Here is an 11,956-nt window from a genome sequence, read left to right as displayed (position 1 = left end):
GAGTTAATTTATGTGAAATATAAATAAACCTAAGGGAGGAATATTATGGCTTATGAGACACCATTAACAATAGCTGAAGTAATGAAAGATATTACCGCAAATAAGTATGTTTTACCATCTATTCAGCGAGAATATGTTTGGGATACTGATCAGATTGAAGCTTTGTTTGATTCGCTTATGCGTGACTATTCAATTGGGACATTCCTTTTCTGGGAGATAAGTAAGGAACACGTAAACGACTATGACTTTTACGGGTTTATTAGAAATTATCATGAGTATAAAGGTGCGCATAATAAGAAAGTCGATTTAAAAGGTTTGGATGGCGTGACAGCTGTTCTTGATGGACAGCAACGTCTCACCTCAATTTATATAGGGCTTAAGGGAACATATGCCTATAAACTTAAATATATGGCAAAGAAAAATCAGGATGCATACCCAACTAGGAAATTATACTTAAACTTACTATCGAATCCTACGGACAGTAGTAACGAGTATGAGTTCAAATTTCTTACAAATAAAGAAGTGCAAAATGATGAAAATACATACTGGTTCGAAGTCGGTGAAATCCTTAATATGAAACAAGATGGTGACGTTGCGATGTTTGTCACTAAAAATATAGGCTTTTCAAAGGAGTTTGAGTATACAGAAGAACAGACAATATTCGCTATTAATGCTCTGTCTAAGCTATATAACATTATTAATAAAGTTGGCACAATTAGTTATTATAGAGAGAAGACGGTAAAACTAGATAAAGTTTTAAATATATTTATTAGAGTCAACAGTGGAGGGACACCTCTAAGTTACTCTGACTTGCTTTTATCCATAGCTTCCGCACAGTGGGAAAACCATGATGCTAGAGAAGAAATTATTGAATTTGTAGATGATGTAAATGCAGTAGGAGAAGGGTTTAAAATCAATAAAGATTTTGTGCTGAAGACGGCACTGGTTCTTAGCGATTTTACGGATATTGCTTTTAAGGTGGACAATTTTAACAAACAAAACATGACTAAAATTGAAAACAATTGGGATAATATAAAGAAAGCTATTAAACAGGCGGTTCTTTTGGTTTCATCATTTGGTTATTCAGGTGAAACACTAACATCAAATAATGCACTGATTCCAATTGCATATTACCTTTTTATTAATGGTATGCCGGATAACTTTGTTGATTCAGGGACAAACAAGAATAATAAGGATAAAATAAAGAAGTGGCTTATACGTTCTCTGTTAAAGAAGACATTCAGTGGACAACCAGATAATGTTATTAGACCAATTCGTGAAATTCTCAAAGTGAACGGAACAAATGAGTTTCCATTAGACAGTATCATCGACAAGTTTAAAGGTACAAATAAATCCATACAGTTCACGGATGAAGATATCGAGGAGTTCCTTTTGAAACTTAAATATGGAAAGAGTGACACACTTTCAACTCTTATGTTGCTATATCCATCACTAGATTTCAGTAATAAATTCCATGAAGATCATATGTATCCGAAGAGCAAATTTACAAAAACTTATCTCCAAAAACATGGTGTTCCTGAGGAACAATTAGATTGGTACATTGCAACGGTTAATGATATAAGTAACCTTCAGCTTCTTGCTGCACAGCTTAATGAAGAGAAGCTTGCTACTGATTTTGATGAGTGGTTTAACGAACAACATCCTACAGATACAGATAAGATTCAGTATAGGACTGTGAATTATCTGCCAGATATGGACTACTCATATGAAAATTATCCAAAGTTTATAGAGGAGAGAAAAGCGCTTCTAAAAAAACAGTTAAGTGCAGTTCTGCTTTAGGATAATATGGGTTGTTATACTAATAAAAGTGATATGTTCCCAAGAACTGACAAAGATATAAAAACATGGGTGATATGTTCCCAAGAACTATTAAGTCAACAGAATGTGCCAATGTAAGCTATGGTATCAGCTCGTCCCATGTGGAGACTGTCTGTTTGATGTCAAAAGTGCAGGACTAGAATCACCCAAACCGTTAAAAAAACAAGCTATCTGGTATAATATTTATTGGATTATTGCTTACACATTTTAGTAAGTGAGGAGAACCAAAATGAGCGAAATCGTAAAAGAGGAAAAATTGATGGATTTAAATAGACGTTTTAATAGAGAAAAAATAAAGAAGTTTCAGATTTTAAATGGTGCGCAACTCAAGTATATTGCATTTCTTTCAATGCTAATAGACCATGTAAATAACGGGGTAGTAGCACCGCTTTTAGATGGCAAAGGAGCGCTTCTATATATTTCAAATATATTTTCAATTCTAGGAAGGATTGCCTTTCCAATATTTATATTTTTCGTTGTTGAAGGATTTTTCAAAACCAGGAATACGAAAAAATATCTTATAAATTTAATTTTATTTGGAATTATTGCAGAAGTTCCATTCGATATATTCACTTCAAAAGTGTTTTACAATCCAAATTGGAACAATATAATGTTCACATTAGCCCTTTGCCTAGTAACGGTTTGGATAATCGATGAGTTTAAAGGCAAGGTAAAAAATAAATTTCTTTGGTACGGAATTTCTGTTGTAATCGTGATGACATTCGGACTTTTGGCGATGCTACTTAGCCTTGACTACGATTACCACGCAATTATCCTTGCATATGTTTTCTATATTTTCTACGATAGACCTGTGATGAGTGCTGCAATTGGATATATTTCTATAATCAAGGAGCTATATTCATTCTTAGGATTTGCTATGACCATAACATACAATGGCAAGAGGGGTAAACAGTACAAATGGTTCAATTATCTCTTCTATCCAGTCCATCTTTTAATAATTGGGATTATTCGTTTTTACTTTAATCTCTAATTATGCCGCAGTTAAGACTTGCTATTTATAAGAAATTATTGCTTCATAAGTATACCGAAGACAGAGCCACCAATGAAACCAACAACATCTTCGATATTGCACAAAAGAGAAGTGTGTGGAAGTTTTGTGGCATGGACAATTTGTCAGACTTTTCGTTTGATGATCATGTGTTTTTGAAAGACTACAAATATGAAGCAGAGATTTAAGAAGAGTATGAACTAGAACAAGAGGAAGAATTTCAATCTAGAATTGAAAAGACTATTAAATGAATAATCTAATAAAATAGCATACTTTCGCAAGAGGACTGAGTAGATGATTAAGAACAATAAAAGATGCTATAACCATTGAAAAATAGTGCTATAACCGATTATGCATGAAATAGCCTAATAATTTCATGTGGAGACTATAGTTCTACTGTCAAGAAAGTAAGAAGAAAAAGTATAGAAAAGCATTGAAATCAAAGGATTTAGAGAAAAATGCATAGGTTTGGACAGCGGGTTTAAATTATGCTTTTAAAGCGTTTGACAATAGTTCTGACCACTGGAAATAGGTGGCTGTGACTATAGAACTACTTTTTTCTCGTGCCGAGACTGTAGGACTATTGTCAAATAGGCTTTTTAGTGTATGGAGAGAATAGAATTATTGTCAAATTTTTTTGATTAAGAATTACGAGAATAGACTAATAATCATTATGCTAAATAAATGATTTAATTATACTAAAGTTGAAATAGGACTCGAGTTTGGATGAACTAAATAGAATTCCTGAAAATATAACAGTGATACAACCTCGGAGAGTGATTAGGGATTATGCTGTTGGTATCTATGCTCAAACCGTAAGGAACAAATGGAGAGCTTGGCTACACAAGTATCAGGACTTACTAGATTGGCATCAGCTCATAGGACTTGGTTTGTAGCAGATATTTTTCTAGATGTTACTTCTGCTAAAACAGCAACATCTAGAACCGAATTCAATAGGATGATAAGTGAATGTGAGAACGGGAGCATTGATATTATTCTTACAAAAAGCATCAGCCGATTTGGACGTGATACACAGGAATGTCTGGAAGCTATCCGGAAGATTCGTGCAGCAGGAAAAAGAATTATTTTTGAAAGAGATAAGATTGATACAGAAGCAATTGGCGATGAATTACTTATCAGTGTGATTGAAGCCTGTGAACAGTCTGAAAATAAATGGAGAAGCGAAAATATACGATGGGGAATGAAGAAGAGGGCAGAGAACGATACATCGGGATTATATAATCGTCCTTGCTATGGATATAAAAAAGATAAACACGGTATGCTTGTCATAAACGATGAGCAGGAGAATGTGTTCAGAAATATCTTCAACTGGTATTTGGAAGTGTACAGTATTGGCGGAATTATAAAGAGATTGGAAACAAACGGTATTAAATCGCCGAAAGGAAAAGACCACTGGAGCAAAAAAAGAAATTGAATCCACATTTACTAGGCATAAGTATATAGGAGATGTGGCAATTGCCGATTCCGGCGGCTTCGAGAATCAGTATTTGAATAAGAATCACTATGAAGGAATAATATCAAAAGAGCAATTTGAAGCAGTTCAACTTGAGATGGCGTCTCGCAGCAATGTGGAAGTTTTAGAAGATGGAACAGTGTGTAGAAAGAATAAAAAATATAGTTCGAAGAGATGGGAGGATATATATGGGAGATAAATATTCTAAGTCAAATATTAATAAGTTTTCAGGAAATGTTTTTAATGGACCAACTAATATCGTGGCAGGAAATAATAAATTTAGTGAACATGAAGAAGATAGGGCTGCTAAATATACACCAGATCCTGTTTGGAGAAGCCCTATAACGATGGCATTACTTTCATGGATGGGATTTTTCATTTCGTTGATAGGGGTTTTTCCGATGTATAAAGCATTAGAACCTGTAATTAATTTATTGACCAACAAGAGTAATCAAGTTAATACAAACAATAATATATATGCCGTAATTTTTGCTGTAACAATGCTGGTTTTGGTGCTGATATTCTGGTTAAGGAGTATCACAAAAAAAGAAACTAGACATCCATTATTCTTTAATTATGCAATAAGTGGACTTGGAAGGAAGATTACAATAGAAAAAATTCATATTGAAAAATGTCCTATATGTGGTGGAAAAATGAAATACTTCAATAAACCAGTAGAATTGATAGATGTACTAAATTCAGATGGGAAAATAAAACGTGAGGTTACAAAAAAGAGTGCCTGCATTACAGTGTAAAAGAAATTCAGAACATTGGTATAGAGTTGATCCAGCTGAAGACAAGTTAAGATAGATTTGTTGATTTGCAATAATTATTGCGACACTTAGCTTAATAAATTTAATTCATGTATAAAACATTCAAATGGTGTATCAAACTCTAGGCATTTTCTCGGTCTAGAGTTTATTTTATAAATAGCATCTATTAAATCTTCCTCTTCAATTTTAGCTAAGTCAGTTTTCTTGGAAAAAAACTCTCTAAGTAAACCATTGCTATTTTCGTTAGTTTCCATTTGCCAAGCACTATATGGATCTGCGAAATAAAAGTCTATATTTAATTCACTTTCTATATCTTCATAACAAGCAAATTCTTTACCTCTATCTGAAGTAAATGTCTTGAATGCTCCTTGTGGTAATTTTTTTGTTAAAGTGTGTATAGCATCTAACATAGATTTTTTACTGCGATCAGGCATTTTTATTGCAAAATATGCACGAGTCTTCATTTCTGCAAATGTCGCTAAGCATCCTTTACTTTTACCTCTAGATGATACTACTGTATCAAGCTCCCAATGACCAAATTCTACGCGTTTTTTTACAACTTTGGGTCTTTTAGCAATAGATGTTCCTATATTAAATTTACCTCTTGTTTCTCTAGAGTTTAAAGATTTTCCTTTTCTTCTTAAAACTTTAACTGATATATCTAAAAGCCCTTTATATAGCCAATTATAGATTGTTTTAAAGCTTAATTCACCTTTAAAACATCTGCCTACTATTTGTTTGGGAGACCAGGTGGCTTTTAGCTTTTCTTTGATAAATTGTTTTAACTCTTCAGTAAGTTTTGACTTTCTACCTTTGTTTTTAGAATTAATAGAATAATCAAGATCAGCCTTTTTTGCATCGTATTTGTCTTTACATTTTTTTAGCTCTCTACTAATTGATGAATGATGATAACCTAATATTTTTGCTATTTTTCTGGCTGAGTAACCTTCATTATTTAAAACTTCTATTTTATTTCTACAATCCATGATAATATATTTATGACTCATAACAATCTCCTTCATGTCTATGTTTTTGTGGTAATTACATTTTACATGAATTGATTTTGTTATGGGTTTTTATTTTATACTAGTGTCGCATTTTATTTTACAATATATCATATTAAAATAGGCATTAAAAATATAGGTGATATATTTGGATGACTAGTACTTAATAATATTTAAAAATATATGTTGATTACCACACATGAACTAGTATTAAGATATTTATTCAAAGTACTTATCGGTTAATTGCGAATGCATTTGCCAGTTGAGCAGGGTATAGTGGATAAATCTTGAGTTAGTTGTAATAGAATATAAAAATTATTATTAAATTATGGATAAAAACAAGACTTCTGTTAAAATATAAGAAGATGAATTAAAAGACAAAGTAAATAATATAGTCAGAAAGAGGAGAGAGAATATGTGTACAGAAAATAAAAAGATTGCAATTCAAGATACTTATGGTGAAAGATTCCAACATTGTTGGGGATGTGGGCCTAAAAATGAAGATGGACTTCACTTACATTCTTATCCAAGTGAAGATGGCGAATCTTGCATTTGCCAGTTTGTGCCGGACAAGAAATATACTGGAGGAGTGCCAGCTAATTTATATGGTGGTATGATTGCTATGCTTTTTGACTGCCACGGGACAGCATCTGCAGCATGGTTTGCACATAAAAACAAGGGACTTGAGCTTACAGAAGACACTGTAATTGGTCGTTTTATCACAGCAAGATTAGAGATTGACTTCAAAAAACCAGTTCCAATGGAAGAGGTTATAACTGTAACAGCAAGAGCTGAAGAACTTGGCGAAAGAAAGGCTATTATTGTAATGGAAATGGAAGCCAAGGGAGAAATCAGAGCCAAAGCTAAAATGGTTGCTGTGAGCGTTAAGGACAATATGTAGTTTTATATTCAATTTTTAATATTAGTGTTACGGAGTGAGTAAACATTCTGTAGCACTATTTTTAGTTTATTAGGGTGTAATACCAAAATAATTTTTCAATTTAAAAAATACAATTTACAAAACATGCGGACTTCGTTCCACTCATGTCGCCCCTACATAGTTGTGTAAGCAATTAAAATATAAAATTATAGGGAACGCACGAATGAAATGAGGTCGTTAAGCGTATTCAAAATTACACGAAACATAGGAAAAGTATCAAGAATAAATTTAAATCAATACAAGTGAGTTAAATTGTTATATGTTTTATTTTAAAGAAATTAACTTAGAAAAAATTATTGACAATTAATCTCTAAGGGTATATCCTTTAAGGGCAGCAATGAAATGAAGTTTGCAGGAAAGTGGTTTTTTAACCTACCGAAGGAGTAAAACTCTCAGGTGTCTTATTTTAAGATGAAAACTGTAAATGGATCATTACTCTGGAGAAGTCTTACCACAGCACTAGGTAAGATGCCGAAGGTGCAACACTGCTAAAAACAGTGAAATCTCTCAGGCAAAAGGGACAGAGATGCGGAAATAAAAATGTTTTGATTATTAATTTTTCTTTTTGTACATGGGCAAAAGGTTTTGTTTGTGTTGTTTTTTTGAATGGTTAATTTTCAAAATAAAAATATCAAAGTTTTACTTATAAAGTATTACTGACTATTTAACTATTATTATCCACATATTCCATTTTGACTTTGAGACCGTTTATGGTCTTTTTTTGTTTTTGTGTAACAAATTATAGTCTTACGGTCTAGGGTCTATTCGTTTTCCAGAAACGAAACAAATTCCAATCTGTTGCTGCAGAAAGGACTTGTAAAATGTTAAATGTAATTAATAATTTCTTAGTAAGAGTGGACGATTTAGTATGGGGAATTCCTCTGATGGTTTTAATTTTATCAGGCGGTATGTTTTTAACTCTAAGGCTAAAAGGACTACAAATTCACAAATTACCATTGGCTTTAAAATGGATGTACAACAATGAAAAAGGTGGTAAGGGCGAGGTATCAAGTTTTGCTGCTCTATGTACTGCACTATCTGCAACAATAGGTACAGGAAACATTGTAGGGGTGGCAACAGCTATTTCAACGGGTGGCCCTGGGGCTTTATTTTGGATGGAAGTGGCAGCATTTTTCGGTATGGCTACAAAGTACGCCGAAGGTTTACTTGCAATCAAGTATAGAACTGTTGCCGAAGACGGACATAGTCTAGGTGGACCATTTTACTACATTGAAAAGGGTATGGGTGAAAAATGGAAATGGCTTGCTAAAGCATTTTCAGTTTTCGGAGTATGCGTTGGACTTTTTGGTATAGGAACTTTCAGTCAAGTAAACGGAATTGCTAGTGCAGTTCAAGGTCTATTTGACCCTAATCACATTCACACTGTGGCTTTACCGAGACTAGGAGATTATTCAATAGCAGTTGTAATCTCATCTCTAATACTAACTTTTTGTGTTGCAGCAATATTAGTTGGTGGTCTTAAACGTATAGCAACTGTAAGTCAAATAATAGTTCCATTTATGGCAGTAATATATTTAGTTTTTGCAATTTTACTTATGATTTTTAATTATAAAGAGATACCAGGAGCATTTGCTCTAATCATTAAATCAGCTTTTGAACCAACAGCTTTAGCTGGAGGGATGATAGGAACGATGACTGTGGCAATGCAAAAGGGTATTGCGAGAGGTATCTTCTCAAATGAAGCCGGACTTGGTTCAGCACCGATTGCAGCTGCAGCAGCTCAAACAAAAGAACCTGTACGTCAAGGACTTGTTAGCATGACAGGAACTTTTATAGACACAATTTGTATCTGTACTATGACAGGACTTGCAATTGTTTTAACAGGGGCTTGGCAAGTTGAAGGGATAGAAGGAGTTCAAATAACTACTTACGCATTCCAAAATGGACTACCATTTTCACCACTACTATCTAATGCAGTGTTAGTAATGTGTTTAATATTCTTTGCATTTACAACTATTCTTGGTTGGGATTACTACAGTGAAAGATGTTTAGAGTATTTAACAGATGGAAATGAAAGAGTTATAAAAGGCTACCGTTACCTTTATATCTTAGCAATTTTTATCGGACCATATATGACAGTGAGCGCAGTTTGGACTATAGCTGATATATTTAATGGACTTATGGCTATTCCAAATATGATTGCAATCTTCGCTCTAAGTGGTGTCATAGTTAAGGAAACAAAAGACTTCTTTGAAGCTGAAAAACACTTTGACGAAAAAGCTGTAAGAAGAATAAAATTAGAAGGAAATGTTATGTAGACCTGGGCTTAGCCTAGGTTTTCTTTTGTTTTAAGGCAAATATTCAATGATATAGTATATTGTGTTAGAATGGATATTAAATTGAAGTATAGGAGGAAACATGCGTATATTAACAAGTATATTAAAAGCTATCATAGTAGTATCCATTATGACAGCATTTAATTGGATTTTTAGAAACAGAGAGAATAATAGTCTTTTAAATAAAATATACATTATCTTAGTTACAATCTTTTGGATATTGGCTGTGATTGTCACAGGCTTATTATATTGGGCTGGTGTAGGATATATTATGGAAGGAAACAGCAGTGTTGGAATAAAACTTTTGGTAACAGGAGTTGTGATGACACTTAGCGTTGGAAGTAGAGTTTATTTTTGGCTGAAAAAGTAAATTACAAAAAACTACAAATATTTATTAAACAAATCAAATTATGATTTGTAAAAATTATACTTAACATAAACAAAATTTTTAGTAAAGGAGAAGCAAAATAGGAGAGGTAGATTAGAGATGAAGTTTAGAAGTAGAAGTAAAAAATTATTTAAAGAAGTAGAAAAGCTTAAAGTATATTCTAAGATTGATGAAATACCAAGAGGGCAAGCTTCAGAAAATTTGACTAAAGGATGTTTGGTTATTGAAGGCGGAGCATTTCGTGGAGTTTACAATCAAGGGGTATTGGACGCTTTTATGTTAAATGATTTTAATTTTGAATCTGTAATAGGAGTTAGCGCTGGAGCACTTGCTGGAATCAATTATGTTTCAGGGCAAATAGGAAGATCGGCAAGAATAAATTTAAAATACAGACACGATTCGGAATACATAGGGATAAAAGCTCTTAGAATTAGTCACAGCCCTCTTAATTTAGATTTCATACTCCACACAAATAATAAAATAGAAGAATTAGATAGAGAAAGGTTCGAGAATTCAAAACAGAGATTTGTGGCTGTGGCTACAAATTGCCTGACAGGAGAAGCAGAATATTTTGAGAAGGGAAAGTGCTCAGATATTTTAGAAGCAGTTAAAGCATCTGCATCAATGCCATATCTTTCACCAATGGTTGATTTAGATGGCAAGCCATATTTGGATGGAGGTTGTAGTTGCAAAATTGCATACCAATGGGCGATTGATCAAGGATATGAAAAAATTATTGTAATAAAGACAAGAGAAAGAGGATTTAGAAAAACGGTTATTGAAAAGAAATACCACAGTGTAATATATAGAAATTTTCCAGAGTTTATGGAAAAATTTGAAAATAGCAATGCATATTACAATATGCAATGTGATGAGATAGATAGACTTGAAAAAGAAAAAAGAATTTTTGTGATTGCTCCATCTGAACCAGTTAGAGTTGGAAGACTTGAACCGAATATTGAAAAATTAGGTGGACTATATTGGCTTGGCTATAATGATGCAATGGCAGACATGGAAAGTCTAAAAGAATATTTAAAATAATAAGATAGGCTCTTTTGGTTTAAGTTAAATGAATTTTTAGACCAAAAATAAATTGCCATACAACTAAATATATGTTTTTAAATCAATACCAGCTAACTATTTTAATAGGTTTAGGTGGTATTTATTATATAAAGGATTGTATAATAAAAGAGATTTTTAATAAAAGAAAGAAAGAATTATATGTTGGCATTTTTGACTTCTGTAGTGAGTATTTTACCGATAATTTTTTTAATTATAATAGGATATTTAATGCAGAAATTTGGTTGGTTTGAAGATTCTTTTGCAAACAATATCTCTAAATTAATTATGAATATTGCTTTACCGTCCTCTGTATTTATGTCTGTTATGAAATATTTGACCGTAGATTTGTTGATGGATTTGTCGAATGGATTTATATATACGGGTTCGGCTCTAATTTTAAGTTTTGTGGCGGGATATATATTTTCGAAGCTTTTAAAAGTTAGGGTTGGAAGACGAGGTGCATTTATAAATATGTTTGCCATTTCAAACACTATATTTATAGGCATACCTTTGAATATGGCGCTATTTGGAGATAAAGGACTCCCTTATTTTTTGATATATTACATACCTAATATAATAGCTACTTGGACGATAGGAGCTATTATAATTGCAAATGACACGACTGAAAAGAAAGATACTACCATCCAATGGAGAAAGTTAATCCCAATTCCTTTTACTGGGATTATATTTGGAACTATATTTTTAATTTTTAATATTCCTGTGCCAACTGTTATGAGCTCAACTCTAACTTATCTTGGCAATATGGTAACTCCACTATCGCTAATATATATTGGAATAATATCTGCTAAGTCTGATTTTAAAAGTGTTAAGTTTGATTTGGATACTGTTGTTGCATTGGCGGGGCGATTCATAATTTCTCCTATGATAGTTTATCTTTTAGTCAAGACGGGGACTGCTCTTGGTGGTGGGGTTTCCGGAATGGAGTATCAAATCTATATGGTGCAATCGGCAACGGCGGGTGCGGCTGTGACTCCTATATTGGTCAATGAGGCTAAAGGTGATGTTGAGTATGCTACGGGTATAATAACTATTAGTATGATGCTCTGTATAATAGTGGTGCCACTACTCACTGCTATAATAATTTGATATGCAGTGGCAAGATAGTTATTGTTTGTGTAATATTGAATAAATTTTATATTTAATTTTGAC

At 32.9% G+C, this 11,956-nt stretch carries 11 protein-coding genes and 1 riboswitch; of the genes, 10 read left to right on the top strand and 1 reads right to left on the bottom strand.

The window, feature by feature from the left end:
- Window positions 1-45: 45 nt before the first annotated feature.
- The 5 genes from B8869_RS04820 (at window position 46) to B8869_RS04800 (ending at window position 5,077) form a co-directional block, all read left to right on the top strand.
- Window positions 46-1,800 carry a DUF262 domain-containing protein gene (locus B8869_RS04820; protein WP_084230573.1) on the top strand — a complete coding sequence of 585 codons (1,755 nt, stop codon included), beginning with the start codon at window positions 46-48 and terminating at the stop codon, window positions 1,798-1,800.
- 298 nt (window positions 1,801-2,098) lie between these two features.
- Entirely contained in the window at window positions 2,099-2,830 is a 732-nt protein-coding gene (locus B8869_RS04815) for a TraX family protein (RefSeq protein ID WP_084231059.1), read from the top strand.
- 844 nt (window positions 2,831-3,674) lie between these two features.
- Window positions 3,675-4,283: a recombinase family protein gene (locus B8869_RS04805; RefSeq protein ID WP_412458517.1), complete on the top strand. Its 609-nt coding sequence runs from the start codon at window positions 3,675-3,677 to the stop codon at window positions 4,281-4,283.
- A gap of 34 nt (window positions 4,284-4,317) precedes the next feature.
- Entirely contained in the window at window positions 4,318-4,521 is a 204-nt protein-coding gene (locus tag B8869_RS11450; RefSeq protein WP_327083032.1) for a recombinase family protein, read from the top strand.
- Window positions 4,511-5,077, top strand: coding sequence for a hypothetical protein (locus tag B8869_RS04800; protein ID WP_200805949.1), 567 nt, complete (start codon window positions 4,511-4,513; stop codon window positions 5,075-5,077). Before B8869_RS11450 ends, B8869_RS04800 begins: the two co-directional genes overlap by 11 nt.
- 86 nt (window positions 5,078-5,163) lie before the next feature.
- On the opposite strand, the gene B8869_RS04795 is transcribed toward B8869_RS04800, so the two are convergent.
- Window positions 5,164-6,102, bottom strand: a complete 939-nt coding sequence (locus B8869_RS04795) for an IS30 family transposase (RefSeq protein ID WP_084230571.1) — start codon at window positions 6,100-6,102, stop codon at window positions 5,164-5,166.
- 412 nt (window positions 6,103-6,514) lie between these two features.
- Here B8869_RS04795 and B8869_RS04790 point away from each other — a divergent pair, with 412 nt between their 5' ends.
- The 5 genes from B8869_RS04790 (at window position 6,515) to B8869_RS04770 (ending at window position 11,893) form a co-directional block, all read left to right on the top strand.
- Window positions 6,515-7,000, top strand: coding sequence for a hotdog domain-containing protein (locus B8869_RS04790; RefSeq protein WP_084230570.1), 486 nt, complete (start codon window positions 6,515-6,517; stop codon window positions 6,998-7,000).
- Between the two features lie 466 nt (window positions 7,001-7,466).
- A riboswitch (glycine riboswitch) is annotated at window positions 7,467-7,573 on the top strand.
- 287 nt (window positions 7,574-7,860) lie between these two features.
- Complete coding sequence (locus B8869_RS04785; RefSeq protein WP_084230569.1) at window positions 7,861-9,318, top strand: alanine/glycine:cation symporter family protein; 1,458 nt, start codon at window positions 7,861-7,863, stop codon at window positions 9,316-9,318.
- A 100-nt stretch (window positions 9,319-9,418) separates the two neighbouring features.
- Window positions 9,419-9,706: a hypothetical protein gene (locus B8869_RS04780; protein WP_084230568.1), complete on the top strand. Its 288-nt coding sequence runs from the start codon at window positions 9,419-9,421 to the stop codon at window positions 9,704-9,706.
- A gap of 117 nt (window positions 9,707-9,823) precedes the next feature.
- Window positions 9,824-10,765, top strand: coding sequence for a patatin-like phospholipase family protein (locus B8869_RS04775; protein ID WP_084230567.1), 942 nt, complete (start codon window positions 9,824-9,826; stop codon window positions 10,763-10,765).
- Window positions 10,766-10,945: 180 nt separating this feature from the next.
- Window positions 10,946-11,893, top strand: coding sequence for an AEC family transporter (locus tag B8869_RS04770; protein ID WP_084230566.1), 948 nt, complete (start codon window positions 10,946-10,948; stop codon window positions 11,891-11,893).
- The last annotated feature ends 63 nt before the right edge of the window (window positions 11,894-11,956 follow it).

Source organism: Peptoniphilus asaccharolyticus DSM 20463, assembly GCF_900176115.1.
GTDB lineage: Bacteria > Bacillota > Clostridia > Tissierellales > Peptoniphilaceae > Peptoniphilus > Peptoniphilus asaccharolyticus.
Note: the sequence above shows the minus strand (reverse complement) of the source record. Positions and strands in the feature narration are given on the sequence as shown.